The sequence below is a fragment of the Ancylobacter oerskovii genome, from assembly GCF_018390555.1.
In the GTDB taxonomy this organism is placed as follows: Bacteria; Pseudomonadota; Alphaproteobacteria; order Rhizobiales; family Xanthobacteraceae; genus Ancylobacter; species Ancylobacter oerskovii.
Map to the genome: position 1 here is coordinate 20,244 of NZ_JAHBGB010000042.1, position 24,513 is coordinate 44,756.

Sequence of the window (24,513 nt, forward strand, 5' to 3'; positions counted from 1 at the left end):
GTATGACTTCTGATCAGGTTATTCCGGCGAGTGCCTGAGCCGGCGTTTTTCGGGCGAGGCTACCATGCGGCCTATGGTGATTGTACCAAGCCAGCCATCGTGGCAGGTCGGCGGCTCGGCGATCTGAAGACGGGAACGGGATGGCATAGGCCCATTCGCGCAGCAGGGTCCGGATGAAGCGCTCGGCCTTGCCGTTGGTCTTCGGCATATAAGGCCGGGTGCGGATGTGCCGGATACCCAGCATCCGCAAGGCCTTGCCGAACAGCCGGGCGATGTAGCCCGAGCCGTTGTCGGTCATCGCCCGCTCAACCCGGACGCCACGCACCCGGAACCAGCGCAGCGCCCGCACCAGGAAGCGTGTCGTCGACCCGCGTCGCTCGTCAGGCAGAGCACCTCGATATAAGCGAGGCGCGTGGCGTCATCGATGGCCAGGTGCAGGAAGTCGTAGCCTATGCCTTCGCTGGCGCCACGCCGGTTGCCGGTGATGCGATGGCCGATACCCGTGAAGCGGGCGAGCTTCTTGATGTCGAGATGAAGCAACTCGCCCGGCCGTTCGCGCTGATAGCGTAGCACCAGCTCCTTCGGTGCCAGCGCGGTGAGGCTTCCGAGCCGCATCCGCGTCAGCCATCCAGCCACCGTGGAGCGGGCAAAGCCCAGCCGGAGGGCGCGATCTCCTCGCCGCTCGGCCGATAGTCCCGGCGCAGGCGGGCGGCCAGTACCGCCAGAACCGGCCGGCCTCATCGCCTGCGGCGTGCGGCCGGGAGGAGCGGTTCTCAAGGGCCTACCGCCCCCTCCGCCCGCCAGCGGGCGAGCCATTTGCGGGCGGTCCTCCTGCTGATCCCGAAGCCGGCCGCCGCCTCGGCAACCGGCCGTTGCTCCTCAACGATCCGTCGAACCATCTCGGCTCGACCAAGCGGCGTCATGCGCGCATTCTGATGTGGGTTGTTCATCCTCATGTCCTGCGGTCGGTCGTATCGCAACAACCACCTTCAGGCTCTCACGGACGATGAACAACCTCTCCAGAAGCCACAGCCAGCTCGGCGTCCCGGGGCGGAAGGTCCGGCTCACCCCGGCCTCGCCGGCGATGCCCAGCATCGGCGTCGAGGCGAAGCGGCCGGGATGTCCGCCTGACCTGACGCCTTCAGGCCGGGCATGTACCGATGTGGACTCGGCGGGTCCGCTTTCATGTAGGCGACAAGGGTAGTGGCTCGCAGAGCTTGGCGAGAGGTCGTCCTTGGAAGTAAAATTAAACTTGAATGCCAGGCCGGAAAGGCTGCGAACGGGATATGGCCACCGGCGATCGTGGCGTGTGGGGCGGGAACGGGCAGCTGCGGTTCGACCTCCCGGTGAAAGGGGGCCGTACGAGACTGCCGGCGCACGCAAGTCGTATGGGCCGGCTCGCATTGTTGTCCCGCCGATGTGTCCTACTGAGGTGTCGCCCCGACGAGGCCGAACCATCGGATCCGACATCTCCAAAGTGGGGAACGGCCAGCGTGAACCCGGAGGATGCCGCTTCTCATGCGGGGATAAGGTACTGGATCGCAACGCTTGGATTGAGGCCGTCCCTCCAGGCAGCGAGGCGCTGCCGAGATGCCGGGGCGGAGGGGCTGCGAACGGAATATGGCCACCGGCGGTCCGTCGCGTGCCGGGGCAGGAAGGGGCGTGCTGTTCGACCTCCCGGTGAAAAGGGGGCCGTACGAGACTGCCGGGGCATGCAGGTCGCACGGGCCGGCTCGCATTGTCGTCCCGCCGATGTGTCCTACCGAGGCACCGACCCGACGAGGCCGAACCATCGGATCCGACATCTCCGAAGCGAGGAACGTGCCGGCGTGAACCCGGAGGAGGCCGCTTCTCATGCGGGCCACAAGGTTACTGGATCGCAATGCTTGGATCGAGGCCATCCCTCCGGTCAACGAGGCGCTGCCGAGATGCCGGGGCGGAGGGCTGCGAACAGGCTATGGCCACCGGCGATCCGTCGCATGCCGGGGCGGGAAGGGGCAGCCGCGGTTCGACCTCCCGGTGAAAGGGCCCGATATGAGACTGCCGGGGCATGCAGGTCGCACGGGCTGGCTCGCATTGTCGTCCCGCCGATGTGTCCTATCGAGGTGCCGAGCCGACGAGGCCGAACCATCGGATCCGACATCTCCAAAGTGGGGAACGCGCCGGCGTGAACCCGGGAGGAGGCCGCTTTTCACGCGGGCATAAGGTACTGGATCGCAACGCTTGGATTGAGGCCATCCCTCCGGTCAACGAGGCGCTACCGAGGTGCCAGGCCGGAGGGGCTGCGAACGGGATATGGCCATGATGGTCCGTCGCGTGCCCCGGGTGGGAGGGGGTAGTCGCGGTTCGACCTCCCGGCGAAAGAAGGCCCGTACGAGATTGTCGAGGCATGCAGGCGGTACGGGTAGAGATACGCCGAGCGGGGGGATCGTCCGCGGGGCGGTGAGGGCGATGATGATCCGCCGCATGTGGGGATAAGCCGGTTGGCCGGGGGGGGGGCGGTTCACGAGCGAAGGGGACGGACGGACCCCGCCCAGCCGAAACCGGAGGTCCGCCACCGGCTATCGGCAGGCCGAGCGATCGTCCGGCTGTTCATCGAGCCCGCCTCCCTTGGGCGCGCCGAAGCGGTGGCATGCCGGCGATATCCTGTGTCGGGGCGGACAGCGAGACGAGGCGAGACCAAAGCGCCCTTAGCCGGACGATGCCCGCCACATGGTTCGGTTGCCAGAACGCGGCCATGGTTTCTCGAAATGCCAGCCCGTCGCGTTTCGATCCGGGCACTCCACCGGAAGCCCCGACGGCGCCCCCCCCCCCGCCGGTGCCGTGAACTCGAAATGTCGCACAGCCGGCAATCCGGGCGAAAAGGGGCCGGAAGCGGTACGTCCGCGACATGCCGTCGATGCTGCCAGCGTCGCAACGCGCCGGCGGCGGCCGCATGCACCATCATGTCGACAGTGCCGGATGGTGCGGCCTCGCCGTTGCATGCCCCCGGACGTGTCTCCGCCCGGAAGGCGGTCATCCTCATCGGACAGGATGCCGTCATATCGGCCCCATCCTACACCTGACTGCACACGTCCCGTGTGGCGGCGCGTCCTCTCCGGCTTACTCCGCCGCGTCCGGCCGGTTCTTCAGCGGCCGGCGTGCCAGAACCTCGGCGAGGAAGCGCCCGGTATGGCTGCGCGGCGCCTTGGCGATCGCTTCCGGCGGCCCTTCGGCGACGATCTCGCCGCCACCGTCGCCGCCCTCGGGGCCGAGATCGATCACCCAGTCGGCGGTCTTGATGACCTCGAGATTGTGCTCGATCACCACCACCGTATTGCCCTGCTCGACCAGTTCGTGCAGCACTTCCAACAGCTTGGCGACGTCGTGGAAATGCAGGCCCGTGGTCGGCTCGTCGAGGATGTAGAGGGTGCGGCCGGTGGCCCGGCGCGACAGCTCCTTGGAGAGCTTCACCCGCTGCGCCTCGCCGCCCGACAGCGTGTTGGCCTGCTGGCCGACCTTGATGTAGTCGAGCCCGACTCGCGACAGCGTCTCCAGCTTCTCGCGCACCGCCGGCACCGCCTTGAAGAACTCCGCGCCCTCCTCGACGGTCATGTCGAGCACGTCGGCGATCGACTTGTTCTTGAAGGTGACCTCCAGCGTCTCGCGATTGTAGCGCTTGCCCTTGCAGACGTCGCAGGTGACGTAAACATCTGGCAGGAAATGCATTTCGATCTTGATGACGCCGTCGCCCTGGCAGGCCTCGCAGCGCCCGCCCTTGACGTTGAAGGAGAAGCGCCCGGGCCCGTAGCCCCGTGCCTTCGCCTCCGGCAGGCCGGCGAACCATTCGCGGATCGGCGTGAAGGCGCCGGTATAGGTCGCCGGATTGGAGCGCGGGGTGCGCCCGATCGGCGACTGGTCGATGTCGATCACCTTGTCGAGATGCTCCAGCCCCTCGATGCCGTCATGCGGCGCCGGCGGCTCGGAGGCGCCGTTCAGCCGCCGCGCCACCGCCTTGTAGAGCGTGTCGATCAGCAGGGTCGACTTGCCGCCGCCGGACACGCCGGTCACAGCGGTGAACAGGCCGAGCGGGATGCCGGCGTTGACGTTCTTAAGGTTGTTGCCGCGCGCCCGCGCTACCCGCAGCATGCGCTTGCCGTTCGGCTTGCGGCGCTTGGGTACCGGTACGCTGAGCTCTCCGGTGAGGTATTTGCCGGTCAGCGAATTGGGGTTGGCGAGGATCTCGGGTGGCGTGCCCTGGGCGACGATCTGCCCGCCATGGACGCCGGCGCCGGGGCCGACATCGACCACGTAATCGGCCGCGAGGATGGCGTCCTCGTCGTGCTCGACCACCACCACGGTATTGCCGAGGTCGCGCAGCCGCTTCAGCGTGCCGAGCAACCGTTCATTGTCGCGTTGGTGCAGGCCGATGGACGGCTCGTCCAGCACATAGAGCACGCCGGTGAGGCCGGAGCCGATCTGCGAGGCGAGGCGGATGCGCTGGCTCTCGCCGCCCGACAGCGTGCCGGAGGCGCGGGCAAGGGTGAGGTAGTCGAGCCCCACATCGAGCAGGAAGGCGAGGCGCTCGCGGATCTCCTTGAGGATGCGTACCGCGATCTCGTTCTGCTTGTCGGTGAGCGCGCCCGGCAGGGCGGAGAACCACTCCAGTGCCGACCGCACCGAGAGTTCCGCCGCCTGGCCGACATGGCAGCCGGCGATCTTCACGGCGAGCGCTTCCGGCTTCAGGCGATAGCCGTTGCAGGCGGCGCAGGGCACGTCGGAGAAGTACTTGCTGATCTCCTCGCGGGCCCATTCGCTCTCGGTTTCGCGCCAGCGCCGCTCCAGATTGGTGACGATGCCCTCGAAGGTCTTGGAAGTCTCGTAGGCGCGCACGCCGTCGTCATAGACGAAGCGGATCACCTCGCCTCCCGAGCCGTGCAGGATGACGTCGCGGACCTTTTCCGGCAGCTCGGACCAGGCCGTGGTGAGCTTGAAGCCGTAATGGCGGGCGAGGGCATCCAGCGTCTGGCCGTAATAGGGCGAGCTGGATTTGGCCCAGGGGGCGATGGCGCCCTGCTTCAAGGCGCGTGCGCCGTCCGGCACGATGAGGTTGGGGTCGATCTTGCTCTCGTGGCCGAGGCCGTCGCAGGTCGGGCAGGCGCCGAACGGATTGTTGAAGGAGAACAGCCGCGGCTCGATCTCGGGAATGGTGAAGCCGGAGACCGGGCAGGCGAATTTCTCCGAGAAGACGATGCGCTTCGGTGTGCCGTCCGCCTCGGTCTCGTCGGCGAACTCGATCACCGCGATGCCGTCGGCGAGGCCGAGCGCGGTCTCGAAGCTGTCGGCGAGGCGGCTGGCGAGGTCGGCCCGCACCACCAGACGGTCCACGACCACGTCGATGTCGTGCTTGAACTTCTTGTCGAGCGCCGGCGCCTCGGCGATCTCGTGGAAGACGCCGTCGATCTTGACGCGCTGGAAGCCCTTCTTCTGGAAGTCGGCCAGTTCCTTGCGGTATTCGCCCTTGCGCCCGCGCACCACCGGCGCGAGCAGATAGAGGCGGGTCTTCTCCGGCAAGGCGAGGACGCGGTCCACCATCTGGCTGACGGTCTGGCTCTCGATAGGCAGGCCGGTGGCGGGCGAATAGGGTACGCCGACGCGCGCCCAGAGGAGGCGCATGTAGTCGTAGATCTCGGTGACGGTGCCGACGGTGGAGCGCGGGTTCCTGGAGGTGGTCTTCTGCTCGATGGAGATGGCCGGCGAGAGCCCGTCGATCTGGTCGACGTCCGGCTTCTGCATCATCTCCAGGAACTGCCGGGCATAGGCCGACAGGCTCTCGACATAGCGCCGCTGGCCCTCGGCATAGATGGTGTCGAAGGCGAGCGACGACTTGCCGGAGCCGGACAGACCGGTGAACACCACCAGGCTGTCACGCGGAATCTCGAGATCCACATTCTTCAGATTGTGCTCGCGTGCGCCGCGAATGGTGATCGAGCGGGCATCGCGGCGCGACGACTGCGAAAGGTCCTTCATTCCTGTCTCTCAATCCCGGCCCCAGGCGGGCCGGCACGACCACGCCCGTTTCCCGGGGGACGGCCGGGCCGTCTCGGGAGGGGCGCTCGCGCTGGCTGCATGGCGTCAAACATAGTGTCGCTTGGCCGAAACGTCATCGGGCTTGCGTCGCACTATGCACGATGATACGAACATAACAAGAACATTATTCGGGCATGCGTCTCGCGGATCGGCGCGGCCGGTGCCAAATGTGTGGATGAGGGCGGCGCTTGTCCGGTGGTCGGCGGCGCAATGGTCTATAGTGGCCGACCCTATGCGACGTGGATTTTGGAGGACGGAATGGCCGGCAGCGTCAACAAGGTGATCCTGGTCGGCAATCTGGGCCGGGACCCGGAAGTGCGGACGTTCCAGAACGGCGGGCGGGTGTGCAACCTGCGCATCGCCACGTCGGAGACCTGGCGCGACAAGGCCTCGGGCGAGCGCCGCGAGCGCACCGAGTGGCATAGCGTGGTGATCTTCAACGAAAACCTCCTACGCATTGCCGAGCAGTATCTGCGCAAGGGCACCAAGGTCTATATCGAGGGCCAGCTGGAGACCCGCAAGGCGACCGACCAGTCGGGCGGCGAACGCTATTTCACCGAGGTCGTACTGCGGCAGTTTCGCGGCGAGCTCACCATTCTCGACAGTCGCGGCGGTGGCGAGGGAGCCGGCGGCGGTGACGACTATGGCGCGAGCAGCGATTTCGGCTCCGGCGGGTCGTCCTTTGGCGGCTCCTCGGCGCGCGGTTCCTTCGGCGGCGAGCGCAAGCCGGCCGCGGTCGGCGGCGGTTCGTCCTCGCGCGGGTCGTTCGGCGGCGGTGGCAGCAGCGACATCGACGACGAGATTCCCTTCTGAGGGCCGCCGCCGGGTGTTTCCGGTCCTTTGGACGGCGGCGCCGGAGGGGATGATGCGGAGGCGGACCATGGCGTCGGCTCGTCCTCGCGAGAAGTGAATATTGGAAGCCTGCCGGGCTCGCGGGCTTGGGGCGCGGGGATCCAGATGGGACGCCGTGCCGCAAGCGGAGTGGGATCTGCTCGGGTGGCTCTTGTGCCGCGTAGGGTGCTGGTGGCGAGCCGTTCGATCTCGTCGGTGGCTGTCCTTCAACGGTGAGGGGGATGCTCCTCGATCGATGGGCTGATGCGGGCGGCACCGGATGTGTCGCCGGCGGCCGGGCGGTGCGCTCCGTGCGGATGGTTTCCGCCTCGGTGCGAGAGTACCTGGCGATGAGGCTGTGCCCGTTCATATGGGCCTGACGGATGCCGCTCGTGGCGGTTATTGGCGGGGCCGGAATGCTTGTCGGTGGTGCCGGTCAGAACCCGAAGGAGGTCTTGACGCCGTCGATGACGAACTGGACGGCGAGGACGGCCAGCACGACGCCCAGCAGGCGCGTCAATATGGCGTTACCGGTGATGCCGAGCCAGCGGTTCACCCGGTCGGCCGCGAGATAGACGATCAGGCAGGCGGCGATCACCAGCAGCGTGATGGCGAAAAGAGCGCCTAGGCGGCCGAGATCGCCATGCGCTTCGCCGGCAAGCAGCATCATGGCGGTGATGGCGCCGGGGCCCGCCATGAGCGGGATGGCGAGGGGAAATACCGCGAGATTGTGCAGCAGATGCTCGCGCATCGCCGCTTCCGTGGCGTCGGATTTGCGCTCGCTGCGGCGGCCGAACACCATCTCGAACGAGATGGTGAACAGCAGCAGCCCGCCGGCGATGCGGAAGGCGGGCAGGGTGATGCCGAGCGCCGCGAGCAGCGGCGCGCCGACGAGGCCGAACAGGGCGAGAATGGCGAGGGCGATCGCCGAGGCGCGCCAGGCGACATGGCGCCGCTCCTCCGCCGACAGGCCGGTGGTGACGGCGAGAAAAAGCGGGGCGAGGCCGATGGGGTCGATGACCACCAGCATCGTTGCCGCTGCCGATATCACGTAGTCGAGCATCGTCCCCCGCCCTGGAATACCTCCCGCTGGGCACGGCGAGGGGAGGCGTCCGTCGGCATCATCCTATGTCCGGGAGGAAAAAGGGAAGGCGTTTCCGGGCGTTTTCGTCATGGTTTCGCCATCTTTTGACATGGCATGAAAAATATCTCTGTAACTATCTGATTTTCAATAGGAATTTGTGGCCGTCGCGCAGTCGCCGCGCTGGCGTCGGCGAGCGGAATCGGCTAGATGAAACAACTCGCCAAGCAATCTACGGAAAGTCGCTTCCTTGTCCGATTCCGATACGCTGAGGCCTGAGGACGAAGGTCCTTCGGATATCCGGCCCGTCTCGATCACCGAGGAGCTCTCGCGCAGCTATCTCGACTACGCGATGAGCGTGATCGTCTCCCGCGCCCTTCCCGACGTGCGCGACGGGTTGAAGCCGGTGCATCGCCGCATCCTGTTCTCGATGCGCGAGAACAACTACGTTCCCGAGCGCCCCTACAACAAGTCGGCCCGCGTCACCGGCGACACGATGGGCAAGTACCATCCGCACGGCAACCAGGCGATCTACGATGCGCTGGTGCGTCTGGCGCAGGATTTCTCCATGCGCCTGCCGCTGATCGACGGCCAGGGCAATTTCGGCTCCATCGACGGCGACCCGCCGGCGGCCGAACGCTATACCGAGGTCCGCCTCGCGCGGCCGGCCATGTCGCTGCTGGACGATCTCGACAAGGACACGGTCGATTTCCAGGACAATTACGACGGCCGCGAGCAGGAGCCGACGGTCTTGCCGTCGCGCTTCCCCAATCTGCTCGCCAATGGCGCCGGCGGCATCGCGGTCGGCATGGCCACGAACATCCCGCCGCACAATCTCGGCGAGGTGATCGACGCCTGCATCGCCCTGATCGACGAGCCGGACATCGATGTCGAGAAGCTGCTCGACATCCTTCCCGGCCCGGATTTCCCCACCGGTGCGCTCATCCTCGGGCGCAGCGGCATCCGCCAGGCCTACATGACCGGGCGCGGCTCGATTGTCATGCGCGCCCGCGCCACGGTGGAGACCATCCGCAAGGATCGCGAGGCGATCATCATCACCGAGATTCCCTATCAGGTGAACAAGGCGACGATGATCGAGCGCATGGCCGAGCTGGTGCGCGACAAGCGGCTGGAAGGCATCGCCGAGATCCGCGACGAATCCTCGCGGGAAGGCCTGAGGGTGGTGATCGAGATCAAGCGCGACGCCCAGGGCGACGTGGTGCTCAACAACCTCTACCGCATGACCGCGCTGCAGACCTCCTTCGGCGCCAATATGGTGGCGCTGAACGGCGGCCGGCCGGCGGTGATGACGCTGCTCGACCTGCTCACCGCCTTCGTCGCCTTCCGCGAGGAGGTGGTGAGCCGGCGCACCAAGTTCCTGCTGCGCAAGGCCCGCGATCGTGCCCATGTGCTGGTCGGCCTCGCCATCGCGGTCGCCAATATCGACGAGGTGATCCGCACCATCCGCACCTCGCCGGATCCGGCCACGGCGCGCGAACTGCTGATGACGCGCGACTGGCCGGCGCAGGATGTCGCGCCGCTGATCGCGCTGATCGACGATCCGCGCCACCGCCTCGGCGAGGACGGCACCTACCGGCTTTCGGAAGAGCAGGCCCGGGCGATCCTCGATCTTCGCTTGCAGCGTCTCACGGCGCTGGGCCGGGACGAGATCGCCGACGAGCTCGACAAGATCGCCGTCGAGATCCGCGAATATCTCGAGATCCTCGCGAGCCGCGTGCGCATCCGCCAGATCGTCAAGGACGAATTGCTGGAGGTGAAGGCGCAGTTCGGCACGCCGCGGCGTACCGAGATCACCGAAGCCGAGGGCGATTTCGAGGATGAGGACCTCATCGCCCGCGAGGACATGGTCGTCACCGTCTCGCATGCCGGCTATGTGAAGCGTGTGCCGCTCTCGACCTATCGGGCGCAGCGGCGCGGCGGCAAGGGCCGCTCCGGCATGTCGACCCGCGACGAGGATTTCGTGACGCGGCTGTTCGTCGCCTCCACCCACGCGCCGGTGCTGTTCTTCTCCTCCAAGGGGCAGGTCTACAAGCTCAAGGTCTGGCGCCTGCCCATCGCCACGCCGCAGGGGCGCGGCAAGGCGCTGGTGAACATCCTGCCGCTGGATTCCGACGAGCGCATCACCTCCATCATGGCGTTGCCGGAGGAGGAGGCCTGGGGCCGCATGCAGATCATGTTCGCCACCACCGGCGGCACGGTGCGGCGCAACGAGTTGTCGGATTTCACCAATGTGAACCGCAACGGCAAGATCGCCATGAAGCTGGAGGAAGGCGAAGCCATCGCCGACGTCCAGCTCTGCACCGAGAATGACGACGTGCTGCTGACCACGGCGCATGGCCAGTGCATCCGTTTCCCGGCGACGGAAGTGCGCGTCTTCAAGGGGCGCGATTCCATGGGCGTGCGCGGTATCCAGCTGGATGGCGAGGACCGCATCATCTCGATGGCGATCATCCGCCATGTCGAGGCGACTGCTGAGGATCGCGCTGAATATATCAAGCGTGCCAATGCTGTGCGCCGCAGTCTTAATGGGGTGGATGAGGGGACTGAGGCCGAGGTTGAAGCCATCGACGCGGCGGATGCCGATGCCGAGGAGATCGGTGCCGGCGGCGGCGAACTCGGCCAGGCGCGCTATGCCGAGATGGGAGCGGCCGAGCAGTTCATCCTCACCCTGTCGCAGAATGGCTATGGCAAGCGCACCTCGTCCTTCGAGTATCGGACGACGCGCCGCGGCGGCAAGGGCATCGTCGCCATGGCGGTGAATGACCGCAACGGACCGCTGGTGGCCTCCTTCCCGGTAGAGGAGGCCGACCAGATCATGCTGGTGACGGATGGCGGCCAGCTGATCCGCTGCCCGGTCAACGGCATTCGCGTCGTCGGGCGCGGCAGCCAGGGCGTCATCGTCTTCGACACCGCCGAGGACGAGAAGGTGGTGTCCGTCGAGCGCGTCAGCGAGGAAGAGGGCGAGGAAGGGCTCGGCGAGGAGGCGGCCGACTGAGTCGTCGCTTGCTCTCCCGATGATTCAAGCAACGGCGCCGGCGACGGCGCCGTTGCCGCTTCAAGGAGTAGGTTCATGCGTCGCATCTGCGTGTTTCTCGGTTCGAATGCCGGCCGGCGGGCGGAATACGCCGAGGCCGCCGCGGCGGTCGGCACCACGCTGGCGCGGCAGGGCATCGGCCTTGTCTATGGCGGTGCCTCGGTCGGCCTCATGGGCATCCTCGCCGATGCCGCCCTTGCCGCCGGTGGCGAGGTGATCGGGGTCATTCCGCGCGGCATTCTCGAACGCGAGGTCGCGCATAAGGGGCTCGCCGATCTGCGGATCGTCGACTCCATGCATGAGCGCAAGGCGCTGATGGCCGAGCTTTCGGATGCCTTCGTCGCGCTGCCGGGTGGGGCCGGCACGCTGGAGGAACTGTTCGAGGTGTGGACCTGGGCCCAACTCGGCAGCCACGAGAAGCCCTGCGCGGTGCTCGATGTCGCCGGCTATTTCGAGCGGCTGCTCGGCTTCGTCGACCACATGGTCGCCGAGGGCTTCATGCGCGCCGAGCATCGCGACATGCTGCTGGTCGCCGGGGATCCCGAGAGCCTGCTGGCGCGGCTGCGGGATTACCGGGCGCCGCAGGTCGCGAAGTGGATCGGCCGCGGCGAGAGATAGGGCGGCCGGGGCGTGTCGAACCTCTCCTGCCGACAGGCCGGCCGGCGCCAGGTTCCGGGTTTGGCGCCATTGTGCCCCTTGCGTCCGCCGCGTGGTGCCGTTAACCCTTGCGGCGCAACGAGAGGCTCCGCATGAGCGCCCTGCGCACCGCCTTCTATCCCGGTTCCTTTGATCCGCCGACCAATGGCCATGTCGAGGTGGCGCGGGCTGCCGCCCGCATGGTCGATCGGCTGGTGATCGGCATCGGCGTGCATCCCGGCAAGGCTCCGCTATTCACGGCAGAGGAGCGGCTGGGCATGCTCACCGAGATCTTCGAGCCGATCGCGCGCAGCGAGGGTGCCGCCTTCGAGTGCATCACCTTTGCCGATCTCGTCGTCGAGGCGGCGCACCGCCATGGTGCGCGGCTGCTCGTGCGCGGCCTGCGCGACGGTACCGATCTCGACTACGAGATGCAGATGGCGGGCATGAACGCCGTGCTGCGGCCCGAGGTGCAAACGGTGTTCCTGCCGGCTTCCGCCGTGTCCCGCCCCATCACCGCCACCCTTGTCCGGCAGATCGCCGGCATGGGAGGCGACGTCTCGTCCTTCGTGCCGACCGCCGTGGTCGGCCGCCTGGCCGACAAGCTGCGCCGCCCTATCTGATCGCGCACGGCCGAAAACCCTATCCGTACCGGAGTGTCCTGATGATCCGCAGTCTGATCGCCGCCTTCGCCGTCACCACCGTGCTGGCGCTGCCTGCCGTCGCCCAGACGGCTCCCAAGCTGCCGGCCAATGCCGACCCGCAGAACACCATCATCATGCAGACCACCAAGGGACCGGTGGTGTTCGCGCTGCGGCCGGACATCGCGCCCAAGCATGCCGAGCGCATCAAGCAGTTGGCGCGCGAGGGCTATTACGACAACGTGCCGTTCCACCGGGTGATCGACGGCTTCATGGCCCAGACCGGCGACGGCCAGTATGGCAACGGCACCGGCGGCTCGCGCTATCCCGACCTGCCGGCCGAATTCTCCAACGTGCCCTTCAAGCGCGGCACGGTCGGCATGGCCCGCGCCCAGAGCCCGAACAGCGCCAATTCGCAGTTCTTCATCACCTTCGGCGACGCCTCCTTCCTCAACGGCCAGTACACGGTGATCGGCCAGGTCGTGTCCGGCATGGAGAATGTGGACAAGATCAAGCGCGGCGAGCCGGTGCAGAACCCCGACAAGATCGTTTCGATGAAGGTCGCCGCCGACGCGAAGTGACGTCGGGCGACATCCGTTTACGGCGAGCCTATCCGCCAGATTTCCCCCAAGGAGTGACGACAATGAGCGATACCGAATCCATCCTCCTGCTGGAGACCACCCAGGGTCCGGTGAAGATCCGCATGCGCCCCGACCTCGCCCCGGGCCATGTCGCCCGCATCACCGAGCTGGCGAACCAGGGCTTCTATGACGGCGTGGTGTTCCACCGCGTCATCGACGGCTTCATGGCGCAGACCGGCGATCCGACCGGCACCGGTCGCGGCGGCTCCGGCCAGAAGCTGAAGGCCGAGTTCAACAAGGGGCGCCATCAGCGCGGCACCGTTTCCATGGCCCGCGCCATGGATCCGAATTCCGGCGACAGCCAGTTCTTCATCTGCTTCGCCGATGCCTCCTTCCTCGACGGCCAGTACACCGTCTGGGGCGAGGTGATCGAGGGCATGGACAATGTCGACAAGATCAAGCGTGGCGAGCCGGTGATCAACCCGGACAAGATCGTCTCCGCCAAGATGGCGGCGTGAGACACCGAGGCGACGTCGGGCGGTACGGCCGCCCGGCTTCGCTTCCGCTGAGCGGCGTTCCGGCGTTCGGGTGGCGACATCCGGCCGCCGGAGCGCCGCTTCCATTATAATGTGCCTCAATTCCCGGCCCTGCCGCGATCGGCGCAGGACGGCGTTGCCACCGAGCAGACCATGCGTGTCGACCTCTTCGATTTCGAACTGCCACCCGAGCGCATCGCGCTGCGCCCGATCGAGCCGCGCGAGGCGGCGCGTCTGCTCGTGGTGCGGCCCGGTGTTGTGCCGGAGCTGGAAGATCGCCACATTCGCGATCTGCCGGATCTGCTGGCGCCGGGCGACGCGCTGGTGGCGAACGACACGCGCGTGCTGCCGGCCCGGCTGGACGGCCTGCGCCACCGGCCCGGCGGCTCGGATGTGCGCGTGGAGGCGATGCTGCACAAGCGCACCGCACCGGACCGCTGGCTGGCGCTGGCCCGGCCCGGCAAGCGCCTGGCGGTGGGGGATCGCATTGCCTTCGGCTCGCAGGGCAATGCCTGCCTGCTCGGCGCGCTGGACGCGACGGTGGAGGGAAAAGGCGAGGGAGGCGAGATCGAGTTGCGCTTCGATCTGGCCGGCGTCGCGCTGGACATGGCCATTGCCGATGTCGGCCATATGCCGCTGCCCCCTTACATCGCCGCCCGCCGGGCGGAGGACGTCCGCGACCGCGCCGACTACCAGACCATGTTCGCCGATGCCGAGGGATCGGTCGCCGCACCGACTGCGGGCCTGCATTTCACGCCGGCGCTGGTCGACGCGCTGGCGGCACGCGGCGTCGAGCTGCACCGGGTGACGCTGCATGTCGGCGCCGGCACCTTCCTGCCCGTGAAGGCCGAGGATACCGCCGGCCACAGGATGCACGCCGAATGGGGCGAGGTCTCCGCCGCCACCGCCGAAGCGCTCAACGCGGTGAAGGCGCGGGGAGGGCGGATCGTCACCATCGGCTCCACCGCGACGAGGCTGATCGAGAGCGCCTCCGCTTCCGGCCGGCTGGAGGCCTGGCGGGGCGAGACCGACATCTTCATCACGCCGGGCTACCGTTTCCGCTTCATCGACGCGATGATGACCAACTTCCACCTGCCGCGTTCGACGCTGGTCATGCTGGTCGCCGCGCTTGTCGGCCATGACGCGCAGAAGCGCGCCTATGCACACGCCATCGACGCCGGCTATCGCTTCTATTCCTACGGCGATGCCTGCCTGCTGTTTCCCGAAAGATCCCGATGACCGAAGCCTTCTTCTATCGCCCGCTTGCCCGTGACGGCTCCGCCCGCCTCGGCGAGGTGGTCACGCCGCGTGGCGAGGTGCGCACGCCGGCCTTCATGCCGGTCGGCACCGCCGCGACGGTGAAGGGGATGTACCCCGAGCAGGTGCGCGAACTCGGCGCCGACATCCTGCTCGGCAACACCTATCACCTGATGCTGCGCCCCTCGGCTGAGCGCATCGCCGCACTGGGCGGGCTGCATCGCTTCATGCGATGGCCGCACCCCATTCTCACCGATTCCGGCGGCTTCCAGGTGATGTCGCTGGCGGGTCTGCGCAAGCTCACCGAGAAGGGCGTCACCTTCCGCTCGCATATCGACGGCAGCTATCACGAGATGTCGCCCGAGCGGTCGGTGGAGATCCAGGGGCTGCTCGGCTCCGACATCCAGATGCAGCTCGACGAATGCGTGAAGCTGCCGGCCGCTCCCGAGGAGGTGGCGCGGGCGCTGCGGCTGTCGCTGCGCTGGGCGGAGCGTTCGAAGCGCGCCTTCGAGGCGCAGCCTGCCGGCCGGGCGCTGTTCGGCATCGTGCAGGGCGGCGATGTGCCCGCGCTGCGTGAGGAATCGGCGCGCGGCCTCGTCGATATCGGCTTCCCCGGCTATTCGATCGGCGGGCTGGCCGTGGGTGAGCCGCAGGCAGTGATGCTCGCCATGATCGAGGTGGTGAACGCCATCCTGCCGGCGGACAGGCCACGCTATCTGATGGGTGTCGGCACGCCGGACGACATCGTGGAGGCGGTGGGGCGCGGCGTCGACATGTTCGACTGCGTGATGCCGACCCGCGCCGGCCGCCATGCGCTGGCCTTTACCCGCTTCGGCAAGATCAACCTGAAGAACGCCCGCCATGCCGACGACCCACGCCCGCTGGACGAGGAAAGCGATTGCCCGGCGGCGCGCGATTATTCGCGCGCCTATCTCCACCATCTCATCCGCTGCGACGAGATGCTCGGCTCCATGCTGCTGACCTGGGTGAACCTTGCCTATTACCAGAGCCTGATGGCCGGCATCCGCGCTGCCATCGCGCAGGGGCGGTTCGAGGACTTCAAGGCGCAGGTGAAGGACGGCTGGGCGCGCGGCGACATTCCCGCGCGGGGCTGACGCGGCTCCAAATAAAAATGGCTGGACCCGCGGGTCCGGCCATTTGTCTGTTCGCTTGCGCCGCGCTCAGCCGTGCAGCTTGCCGGCGATGGTGGCGACGTGCTTGCCCTGGAAGCGGGCGGCGTCGAGTTCCACCTTGGACGGCTGGCGCGAGCCGTCGCCATCGGTGATGGTGGAGGCGCCATAGGGCGAGCCGCCCTTGATCTCGTCCACGCCCATCTGGCCCTGGAAGGCATAGGGCAGGCCGACGACGACCATGCCGTGGTGCAGCAGGGTGGGCACGAAGCCGAGGATGGTGGATTCCTGACCGCCATGCTGGGTAGCGGAAGAGGTGAACACCGAGCCCACCTTGCCGACGAGGCCGCCGGTGAACCACAGGCCGCCGGTCTGGTCGATGAAGGAACGCATCTGCGAGGCGACGGTACCGAAGCGGGTGCCGGCGCCGAAGATGATGGCGTCATAATCCTTCAGCTCGTCGACGGTGGCGACGGGCGCCTTCTGGTCGAGCTTGAAGTGGTTCTTTTCGGCGATCTCGACCGGCACCGTCTCCGGCACCCGCTTCACCACCACGTCGGCGCCGGCCTCGCGAGCGCCTTCGGCGACGGCTTCCGCCATCGTCTCGATATGGCCATAGGTCGAATAATAGAGAACGAGAACCTTCGCCATGTCGCTATGCTCCTTGAGTCCTGGCGTGGCCGGGAGGCCGGGTGAGGTGTTGGCAGAACGCTACTCATTCGGAGCGTGCATCGGAAGCGCGATGATCGACAGCGTACCCTTGCGCAAATGCAATGGGAAAGATCGCTCCTGTCATCGGAGTGTCGATGGCCTGGCGCAGGCGGGTCCAGCTTCTTGCCATTCGGCGCCGAAACCCTTAAGCCCCAGTCGCGTGGGAGCCCGTAGCTCAGCCGGTAGAGCACGTGACTTTTAATCATGGGGTCTCGGGTTCGAATCCCGACGGGCTCACCACCCTCTCACTTGTCCATTGATTTTCCATCGCTTTTCCTCGCATTGCTCCAAACTAGACAGGTCGGGTTGGGAGCTGGGGCTCGCTGCCTGTTCCGATAGCCGCCGGATAGCGGGCTGGGCGAGTCTGTTCTGATCCTCGCCAGGGTGTCGCTGCCGTCCTTGGAATCTCATCCAAACGAGTCCCTCTGCCGATGTTCTCGGGTCCACTGCGGTTCTGCTGGGTGTCGGAGTTGGCTATCTCTCATTACCCGCTCTCTCGGCCGAGGAATGGAGCCGCATCGCCTCTCCGAGGTTGTTGAAGGTTGGTATCTTCTCCTCGAGGGCGGTGCAGGCGGGCGGGAGCGAAGCTTCGATCCCTGGGAGATGGCGGTCGTTCTGGTGGTGATGGCGATCGCCTTCATCGCCGTCCATACGCTGCATCTCGGCCTGGCGCTGCGTTGGGCAGGGCGGCGCGAGCGAGGGGACGGATCGCGGCGATGGCGCCGCTGCGTGCGCTCATCTCCGGGAAGTGATGGGCGCCCGCCTGCCAATCGGCATTTGATAGCCTCCTTTCACCGTCTCGTTCGATAAAGGTCGGCTCATGCTCCCGTTCGCGAAACGCTCGACGTTAATTGTCGCTGCAGTGGCAAGCGCCTTCGTTGCCGGAAGCGCCATGGCGCAGGGGGCTCCGCCTGTCGTCCGCCTCGCCGCCACCGTTGTGAAGGCGGATGGCGATCGGCTGGAGGTCACCGATGCCAATGGCAAGCCGGTGAGCCTGAAGGTGCCGGGCGACATACGGATCATGTCGGTGGCGACCGCCGAACCGGAGGAAATCAAGCCCGGCAGCTTCGTGGGCAGCGCGGCGCGGCCCGGGCCCGATGGCAAGCTGACTGCGCTGGAGGTGCATGTGTTCCCGCCGAACATGCGCGGCACGGGCGAGGGGCACCGCCCCTGGGGATCGGACCCCAGCGCCTCCATGACCAACGGCACGGTGGGCGATCTCGTCGTGTCCAATGGCCGTACCATGACCTTGAAATATGGTGAGAGCGGCACGCAGACCATCGTGGTGCCGCCGGACGTGCCGGTCGTCACCATCGACAGGGGCGACCGCACGCTGCTGGTGCCGGGCGCGCACATCGTGGCTTTCTATACGCGCGGCGAGGATGGCACGATGACCGCGACCCGACTGACGGTGGGCAAGGATGGCACGGTGCCTCCGATGTGAAGTGGCAGTGCGCTCTCCCACCCGCGATCCTCGCGTGGATCTCGGCCGCTCGACGACATTGCCGGCCCGGTGACTGGCTTTCCCTAAATGTCGTTGAGGCTGGGGCTCGCAATCGCGTCGGGAGGCGACGGCGGATCCCAGCCGGACCATCCATCGCCCAGCTTACTCCCCGCGAGCAAAACAGGTCGCCGGTTGGGACAACTCGATGACGCTCAACAGATCCGATACCTCTCATTCCCATGGAGACGCTCTGCGCAAAAGGCTATTGTCCCAGCGGCAGCGCCTTTGAAATTGTGCCTGCGCAAGGAAGTGAATGATGCTTCGACCGACTTTGATCAGTAGCCTTGCCTTCATTCTCGCGGCAGGCCCCGCCTATTCCGACGTATCCGCCGAAACGGTCAAATCGCTGTCGGCGCCCAACTCGGTCGAGACGCGGGCCGGCCGGCTCGATTTCCACGACGGCGCGCCAACGGAGGAGACCGCACGGAAGGTCTATGACACGCTGGATTTCACCAATGCGCTGAATGTCTATAACAACAGCTTCCGGGGGGCATCCGCGCTCGCCATCGTCAAGGGCGTCCAGGAAATCGGTGCCAAGCCGGGCGATGTACTCATCTTCTCCGAGTTGATGGACTCGAGTTCGCTGTTTCTGACTGCCAATGCCGACACGGTCCACTATCTGACCGGCCTCGACCTGAGCAAAGGGCCGATGGTGATCGAGCAGCCATCGGGCGGAATCGGCACGATCAACGATATGTGGTTCTCGTGGATCATCGACATTGGCGCGCCAGGTCCGGATCGCGGGCTCGGCGGAAAGTACCTGATCGTCGGGCCGGACTATAAGGGGCCGCTGCCCGAGGGCGGTTACTTCGTCGGCCGTTCGAAGACGAACTTCGCGCTCTACGCCGGGCGGGCGAATCTGGTGGGCAACGACCCGAAACCAGCGGTTGAGAACATCAAGCGCACCATGAAGGTCTATCCCTACGCGCCCGGCGCGTTCGGATCCAGCATCGCCCAGGCCCTTGACGGCTCCGTGCGCATCGCCGGCGAGCCCAAGATCCCCGAAACCAGGTTCATCGAGGCGTCCGGGCGTTCCTTCAACACCATTCCGCCCAGCGACTACGGCTTCTTCGAACTGATCAACGAAAACGTACAGAACGAGCCCGCCACCAGCTACGACGTGGAGCTGGCCGGCCAGCTGGCCGCGATTGGGATCGTGCACGGCAAGCCGTTCAGGCCGGACGAGCGGATGAAGAGGATCCTCTCCGACGCCGCCGCGGTCGGGCAGGCGACAGGCCGTACGCTCAACTGGCGCTTTGCGATCCAGCACCCGGCTTGGGCCTATTACGAGGGGTCGCACTGGGGCAGCATGCTTTGGGAGGGCGGCGCCTCCTTCGAGACCCCGCCACCGCTTTTCGAGGACGGCATGTTCAAGCCGTTGCCGCCGACCGGCGCTCGTACCCTCGATTCGCGTACCGCCTTCTACTATGGCTACACGCTTGATTCGCCAGGCATGATCATGCGGATCCCCGGCGTCGGCTCGCAATATCTGATGGGTTTCCTTGCCTCCGATGGAAAGCCCTTCGACGGCGCGAGGACTTACAAGGTGAGCCTTCCCAAGGATGTCCCGGCGGCGGCCTTCTGGTCGTTCACCCTCTATGACAACCAGACGCGTTCGATGCTGCAGACGCCGCAGAAATACCCGCGCGCTGGTAGCCAGAGCTACCCGTCGCCGGCGGCGGAGGCTGCCGCCGATGGAACCACGACGGTCTACTTCGGCCCTACCCAACCGAAGGGTGTCGCGCGCGGCAATTGGATCCAGACCGATCCCCAGAAAGGCTGGTTCACGATCCTTCGGCTCTACAGCCCGCGTCCGTCGTTCTTCGACAAGAGCTGGCGCCCGAGCGAGATCGAGCCGGTTGAGTGAGTTGAGGTGAAGCGGATGGCGGCGAAAGCGCGAGTTCGCGCGATTGCCGTCACCCGATCGTCGCAGATGGCTGGACTTTGCAATCGATCGCCATGTGCATTCCCGCACCGCGCGGCAAACGTCGTGTCATGGCGGGGTACGCAGACCAGATATTTCGAGGTCCGGGCTCCCTCGCGGAGCCCGTCACGCCCCGACGCTCTCTCGCGGGTTGGAGCGCCGACCTGGCAAGCCCGGATGGCTGATGGCCGTGCTAAATGAATGCTGCACGAGGCATTGTCGATGTAGCGTCGGGTTGTGGCTGCGTGAGGCGAGCGAGGAATGTCAGACGTTCCGCATTGCTGCTGACGCGCAGGAGCGACGTTCTCGCGATGTGCACCATGGCGTTCCGCGAACTCCTGTCGGGCACTCCATTTTCACAGCAGGATAAAGAGGCAGCCTTTGACCGCCCCCACGCTCTTCACTCCCCTCACTGTCGGCAAACTTCGGCTCGCGAACCGGATCGTCATCGCGCCCATGTGCCAGTACTCGGCCGAGGATGGCTGCATGACGGATTGGCACCTCATCCATCTGGGGCAGCTCGCGCTTTCCGGCGCGGCTTTGCTCACCATCGAGGCAACCGCGGTCGTTCCTGAGGGACGCATCTCCTATGGCGATGTGGGGCTTTACGACGACGCGACCGAGGCCGCGATGGGCCGGACGCTCGATGCCGTGCGCCGCTGGTCCGGCATGCCGATCGCGATCCAGCTTGCTCATGCCGGTCGCAAGGCATCGACCGAAAAGCCCTGGCTGGGTGGCCAGCACATCGCACCGTCCTCACCCAATGGTTGGCAGACGGTCGCTCCATCCGCCATTCCGTTCGCGGAGAGCAACACGCCGCCTCACGCACTGGATGCCGAGGGCCTGAAGAGAGTGCGTGATGGTTTCGCCGCGGCGACCGTCCGCGCCGCCCGGCTGGGGCTCGACGCCATCCAGATCCACGGCGCGCACGGCTATCTGCTTCACCAGTTCCTGTCGCCGATCTCCAACCAGCGTGACGATGCCTATGGCGGCACTCTCGAGAACCGCATGCGTTTCCCGCTCGAGGTCTTCGACGCCGTGCGCGCCGCGTTCCCGGCCGACCGCCCGGTCACGATGCGCGTGTCGGGGACCGATTGGGTGGAAGGCGGCTGGGACGTGGACCAGACGATCATCTTCGCCAAAGCGCTCGAAGCGCGGGGCTGCGCCGCCATCCATGTATCGAGCGGTGGCTTGCACCCGTCGCAGGCGATTCCGCTCTCTCCCGGCTATCAGGTTCCTCTGGCGCGCGCCGTGAAGAGCCACGTCGCGATCCCGGTCGTGGCCGTCGGGCTGATTACTGGCTACGAGCAGGCGGAAGCGATCGTTGCGACCGGCGATGCCGATCTCGTCGGCCTCGCGCGCACCATCCTCTACGATCCCCGCTGGCCCTGGCACGCCGCTGCCGCGCTCGGCGGTCAGGTCGCCGCCGCCGACCAGTATCTGCGCTGCCAGCCGTCCCGTTTGAGAGACCTCTTCGTGAAGGTCTCGCGCTAGGTTTTCGGGGCGTGGCGATGTGTGTGGGTTCAAATCGACCTACACCATCTCCACGCCCCCGCCCATCGAGCTTTTCGATCTCGTAACGGCTGGCCTTTCTGTCTTTGCGCTGCCGATCATCCTGCTCCCGCGTATTTGACGGGGCTGTCGGGATCCGCGCTTCAGTTACCTGTTACTTCGCGATGGCCGCGATGTGTTCGCCGCTTTAATTTGGTCTATGGAGAGCCAATCTCAGGCGAATATGGGAGCCGGACGAATTGAGCGTTGCATTTGCAAAGGAAGAAAGCGCCGAGGCGGCTTCCGAGACCATCTTGCCGGCGCGTCCCATCTCCGACCGCATCAATCTCGTCACGGAGGTTGGCCTCCAGATGCTGCAGGAGGAATTGGCCCGTGCCCAGCACGCTCTCGCGGCAGCTCATGCATTGGAAGACGTCAATGAGCGGCGACGGCAGTCGGCGATACCCACCCGGGACGTCCACTACTATACCCAGCGCGTGAAAACGGCCCGGGTCACTCCGCCGCCTGCATCGAATGACGTCATTGCCTTCGGTCACACCGTGGCCTTCGAGCGCGATGACGGGCGTACCCAGACCTACCGCATCGTTGGCGAGGATGAGGCGAACCCGTCTCGGGCGACGGTATCGCATGGCTCTCCGCTCGCTATCGCGCTGATGGGCAAGGCGGTTGGCGACATTGTCCCGCTGGGGCCGCGCAGTCTCGAGATCCTGTCCATCTGCTGACGGCACGCTTGTCCTCGCCTGCCGATCATCCGCGGGTCAGTGAGCGAGCGATGAGGGGGGCTGGGGTGGTCGCACGCCCGACCATTGCCGCTCAGGGCGCCGACGGCGCGAGCGTGTCCCGCCGCTAGACCTGTGACGAAAGTGGCGAGACGCGTCGGTTGGCGGGCCGTCTCTTGGTAAGACGGTGCTGCATTCTGCCAACGGCGCCGAAACCTCTTCCGCACACCCGTCCAGGCCGCGATGTCGCTACCGGCCGTGCCGGTCGTCGATGAGGAGCATCATGGGGCAAGTTTTCACCCCGTGATCTCCTCGCCGCCCGACCGTTGTTTACGTCCGAGAAGGTCATTGAGCCCGCCGCTCGTTTGTTGACGCGGGACCGCGTCCCACTAGAGTGACGCGGCAACGATCTCGACACGGCAGGAACAGCGAAATTGCGATTGTGGCTCCGGCCGTGTGGCGCCGGTATGCAACGCCGTCGGCAGCATGGGGAAATAAACCTTGGTCACGAAAGTCGCCACCCAGAATAATGAAGTCGTCAACGGCAGCGAAGATGCCGATGAGCTCTTCGCTGGCGGGTTCAACAACGTCACGCTGAACGGTCTTGGAGATGCCGACCGGCTTTACGCCGATGGTGGAACCGGCGGCGAGTTCAACGGCGGCGGCGGGGACGATTACCTCACAGCCGGGGGCAAGGACACCGACGACACCCCACACACCGGAGGCGTCTTCAATGGCGGCGATGGTGATGACCTCCTCGATGCCAATCTGGGTTCGGGCGGCACGTTTAACGGAGGAAACGGCAATGATCGGCTCGACATTACGCTAGCCAAGAGCGCCACCCTGAACGGGGATGCCGGTGACGACATAATCTATGGCAATTCTGCCACGAGCGGGACTTTCGCCTTCAACGGCGGAACCGGCTACGACACGCTCTACATCGATCGGGATGTCAACGATTTCGGTATCGTCAAGGCCGGCGATACCGTCTTCCTGTCCCATATCGGTTACAAGGCGAACATTACTGGCATCGAGCATTTCTATTTTTACGACTGGGATACGCAGCAGCAGCAAGAATTTACGCTGGAAACGCTCGGAACCAATCCCGATCGCGCCACGACGGTCGCGGCGACCGGTAACGATTATATCGACGGGCTCATCGACGGCGAGAAATGGACCGATGAGATAACGTTCAGCTTCGGGCCGGGAGTGGGATCGTCGCAAATCGACAGTCTCGGCGCTTTGTTGCTCGGCTCATATCTCAATTCTTGGGACGAAATTGATCCGCCGCTCGCACTCTACGGCAGCGCGGCGAGCCTCGTTGCCACCGGCATCAAACGATCACCTCCGGTGGATAACGATGAGTACGGGTATCCGAGCTATGCAAACGACGGCGACATCAGATTCCAGAATGGAACCGGCTTTGACGATCGGTATTTCGCGAATCCACCGAGCATCGGCAGCGTATTGTTCAATTCGGCGCTGAACAACTTGTCGAGCCGAACAAGCGTCGGCAACGAACAGCACCTCGTCTACCTGCAGGCGGCCGGCCGCGCACTGGGCCTGAAATCAGCCAGCGAAGCTGGCGGTATCGCCGAGGTCGCCGTACCGGCGGACAAAGATGCGCTCGAATACACCGTGATGAGCCAGCGCTCCTATCCGGGCGGGCCGGCGGATGGCGATTACACGCTCGGGGAGTGGGACTTTCCGCAAACCTTCATGGCGCTCGACATCCAGGCGCTGCAGACCCTGTATGGCGCGGACTACACCACCAATGCCGGTAATTCGGTCTACAAATGGGATGCGACGGGCGCCATGTCCGTCAACAGCGTGAAGGCGGTGACGCCCGGCGCGAACAAGATCTTCCTGACGATCTGGGACGGCGGCGGCACGGACACCTACGATTTCTCGAACTACACCGAGGCGATGTCGATCGACCTGTCGCCCGGCGGCGCCAGCCTGTTCTCGCAGGCGCAGCTGGCCTCGCTCGGCGGCGGCAGGCTGGCCGGCGGCAACGTCTACAATGCCTATCTGCACAACGACAATCCGGCCTCGCTGATCGAGAACGCCCTCGGCGGCTCGGGCAATGACACGCTGCGCGGCAACATCGCCGACAATGTGCTGAACGGCGGCGCCGGTGCCGACACCATGACCGGCCTCGCCGGCAACGACCGCTACATCGTCGACAATGCCGGCGACCGGGTGGTCGAAGCCGCGAATGAGGGCCTCGACCGCGTCATCGTGCGGATCGCCGATTACGTACTGCCGGCGCATGTGGAGGAGGCGATCGCCGAGGAAGGCACGCTCGCCACCGATCTGGGGGGCA

16 protein-coding genes, 1 tRNA gene and 1 pseudogene are annotated in these 24,513 nt (G+C 66.0%); 14 read left to right on the forward strand and 4 right to left on the reverse strand.

All coding sequences use genetic code 11. The features are described 5' to 3' along the window. Window positions 1-13 precede the first annotated feature (13 nt). Window positions 14-950: pseudogene (locus tag KHC19_RS26500) on the reverse strand (IS481 family transposase). Window positions 951-3,102: 2,152 nt separating this feature from the next. Further along, on the reverse strand, window positions 3,103-6,009 hold the full coding sequence (uvrA, locus tag KHC19_RS20540; protein WP_213355215.1) for an excinuclease ABC subunit UvrA: 2,907 nt from the start codon (window positions 6,007-6,009) through the stop codon (window positions 3,103-3,105). A gap of 318 nt (window positions 6,010-6,327) precedes the next feature. Here uvrA and ssb point away from each other — a divergent pair, with 318 nt between their 5' ends. After that, on the forward strand, window positions 6,328-6,882 hold the full coding sequence (gene ssb, locus KHC19_RS20545) for a single-stranded DNA-binding protein (protein WP_213355217.1): 555 nt from the start codon (window positions 6,328-6,330) through the stop codon (window positions 6,880-6,882). Window positions 6,883-7,336: 454 nt separating this feature from the next. Here ssb and KHC19_RS20550 read toward each other — a convergent pair whose 3' ends face one another. Further along, window positions 7,337-7,963, reverse strand: a complete 627-nt coding sequence (locus tag KHC19_RS20550; RefSeq protein WP_213355219.1) for a MarC family protein — start codon at window positions 7,961-7,963, stop codon at window positions 7,337-7,339. 268 nt (window positions 7,964-8,231) lie between these two features. On the opposite strand from KHC19_RS20550, the gene gyrA reads away from it, so the two are divergent. From gyrA to tgt, 7 genes are all read left to right on the forward strand, one after another. Then, a complete protein-coding gene (gene gyrA / locus KHC19_RS20555) occupies window positions 8,232-10,997 on the forward strand; it encodes a DNA gyrase subunit A (protein ID WP_213355221.1) in 2,766 nt (921 codons plus the stop codon). Window positions 10,998-11,072: 75 nt separating this feature from the next. Beyond that, window positions 11,073-11,654 carry an LOG family protein gene (locus KHC19_RS20560; protein WP_213355222.1) on the forward strand — a complete coding sequence of 194 codons (582 nt, stop codon included), beginning with the start codon at window positions 11,073-11,075 and terminating at the stop codon, window positions 11,652-11,654. Window positions 11,655-11,785: 131 nt separating this feature from the next. Then, a complete protein-coding gene (gene coaD / locus KHC19_RS20565; RefSeq protein WP_213355223.1) occupies window positions 11,786-12,295 on the forward strand; it encodes a pantetheine-phosphate adenylyltransferase in 510 nt (169 codons plus the stop codon). Window positions 12,296-12,336: 41 nt separating this feature from the next. Beyond that, complete coding sequence (locus KHC19_RS20570) at window positions 12,337-12,894, forward strand: peptidylprolyl isomerase (protein ID WP_213355224.1); 558 nt, start codon at window positions 12,337-12,339, stop codon at window positions 12,892-12,894. 62 nt (window positions 12,895-12,956) lie between these two features. Next, window positions 12,957-13,412, forward strand: a complete 456-nt coding sequence (locus KHC19_RS20575) for a peptidylprolyl isomerase (RefSeq protein WP_213355225.1) — start codon at window positions 12,957-12,959, stop codon at window positions 13,410-13,412. A gap of 171 nt (window positions 13,413-13,583) precedes the next feature. Beyond that, the gene (gene queA / locus KHC19_RS20580) at window positions 13,584-14,669 is read left to right on the forward strand and encodes a tRNA preQ1(34) S-adenosylmethionine ribosyltransferase-isomerase QueA (RefSeq protein WP_213355226.1); all 1,086 of its coding nucleotides are present in this window, start codon (window positions 13,584-13,586) and stop codon (window positions 14,667-14,669) included. After that, window positions 14,666-15,802, forward strand: a complete 1,137-nt coding sequence (gene tgt / locus KHC19_RS20585; protein ID WP_213355227.1) for a tRNA guanosine(34) transglycosylase Tgt — start codon at window positions 14,666-14,668, stop codon at window positions 15,800-15,802. Before queA ends, tgt begins: the two co-directional genes overlap by 4 nt. A 66-nt stretch (window positions 15,803-15,868) precedes the next feature. Here the strand turns inward: tgt and wrbA are convergent, their stop codons facing one another. Beyond that, entirely contained in the window at window positions 15,869-16,468 is a 600-nt protein-coding gene (gene wrbA, locus KHC19_RS20590; protein ID WP_213355229.1) for an NAD(P)H:quinone oxidoreductase type IV, read from the reverse strand. A 224-nt stretch (window positions 16,469-16,692) separates the two neighbouring features. On the opposite strand from wrbA, the gene KHC19_RS20595 reads away from it, so the two are divergent. The 6 genes from KHC19_RS20595 to KHC19_RS20620 form a co-directional block, all read left to right on the forward strand. Continuing rightward, window positions 16,693-16,768, forward strand: a tRNA-Lys gene (locus tag KHC19_RS20595). A gap of 652 nt (window positions 16,769-17,420) precedes the next feature. Continuing rightward, the gene (locus tag KHC19_RS20600; protein ID WP_213355230.1) at window positions 17,421-17,972 is read left to right on the forward strand and encodes a hypothetical protein; all 552 of its coding nucleotides are present in this window, start codon (window positions 17,421-17,423) and stop codon (window positions 17,970-17,972) included. Between the two features lie 316 nt (window positions 17,973-18,288). Continuing rightward, the gene (locus KHC19_RS20605) at window positions 18,289-19,899 is read left to right on the forward strand and encodes a DUF1254 domain-containing protein (protein WP_213355237.1); all 1,611 of its coding nucleotides are present in this window, start codon (window positions 18,289-18,291) and stop codon (window positions 19,897-19,899) included. Between the two features lie 438 nt (window positions 19,900-20,337). Beyond that, entirely contained in the window at window positions 20,338-21,450 is a 1,113-nt protein-coding gene (locus KHC19_RS20610) for an NADH:flavin oxidoreductase/NADH oxidase (RefSeq protein WP_213355231.1), read from the forward strand. Window positions 21,451-21,707: 257 nt separating this feature from the next. Beyond that, on the forward strand, window positions 21,708-22,190 hold the full coding sequence (gene greA / locus KHC19_RS20615) for a transcription elongation factor GreA (RefSeq protein ID WP_213355232.1): 483 nt from the start codon (window positions 21,708-21,710) through the stop codon (window positions 22,188-22,190). Window positions 22,191-22,688: 498 nt separating this feature from the next. Beyond that, window positions 22,689-24,513, forward strand: a 1,825-nt coding sequence (locus KHC19_RS20620; protein WP_213355233.1) for a M10 family metallopeptidase C-terminal domain-containing protein, incomplete at its 3' end; no start/stop codon positions are given.

What these genes read in the sequence shown, in the direction of transcription:
- queA (WP_213355226.1), top strand. Translation starts at nt 13,584, where the DNA reads ATGCGTGTCGACCTCTTCGATTTCGAACTGCCACCCGAGCGCATCGCG.
- KHC19_RS20605 (WP_213355237.1), top strand. Translation starts at nt 18,289, where the DNA reads ATGCTTCGACCGACTTTGATCAGTAGCCTTGCCTTCATTCTCGCGGCA.
- uvrA (WP_213355215.1), bottom strand. Translation starts at nt 6,009, where the DNA reads ATGAAGGACCTTTCGCAGTCGTCGCGCCGCGATGCCCGCTCGATCACC.
- KHC19_RS20560 (WP_213355222.1), top strand. Translation starts at nt 11,073, where the DNA reads ATGCGTCGCATCTGCGTGTTTCTCGGTTCGAATGCCGGCCGGCGGGCG.
- wrbA (WP_213355229.1), bottom strand. Translation starts at nt 16,468, where the DNA reads ATGGCGAAGGTTCTCGTTCTCTATTATTCGACCTATGGCCATATCGAG.
- coaD (WP_213355223.1), top strand. Translation starts at nt 11,786, where the DNA reads ATGAGCGCCCTGCGCACCGCCTTCTATCCCGGTTCCTTTGATCCGCCG.
- tgt (WP_213355227.1), top strand. Translation starts at nt 14,666, where the DNA reads ATGACCGAAGCCTTCTTCTATCGCCCGCTTGCCCGTGACGGCTCCGCC.
- KHC19_RS20570 (WP_213355224.1), top strand. Translation starts at nt 12,337, where the DNA reads ATGATCCGCAGTCTGATCGCCGCCTTCGCCGTCACCACCGTGCTGGCG.
- KHC19_RS20550 (WP_213355219.1), bottom strand. Translation starts at nt 7,963, where the DNA reads ATGCTCGACTACGTGATATCGGCAGCGGCAACGATGCTGGTGGTCATC.
- KHC19_RS20575 (WP_213355225.1), top strand. Translation starts at nt 12,957, where the DNA reads ATGAGCGATACCGAATCCATCCTCCTGCTGGAGACCACCCAGGGTCCG.
- KHC19_RS20600 (WP_213355230.1), top strand. Translation starts at nt 17,421, where the DNA reads ATGGCGCAGGGGGCTCCGCCTGTCGTCCGCCTCGCCGCCACCGTTGTG.
- ssb (WP_213355217.1), top strand. Translation starts at nt 6,328, where the DNA reads ATGGCCGGCAGCGTCAACAAGGTGATCCTGGTCGGCAATCTGGGCCGG.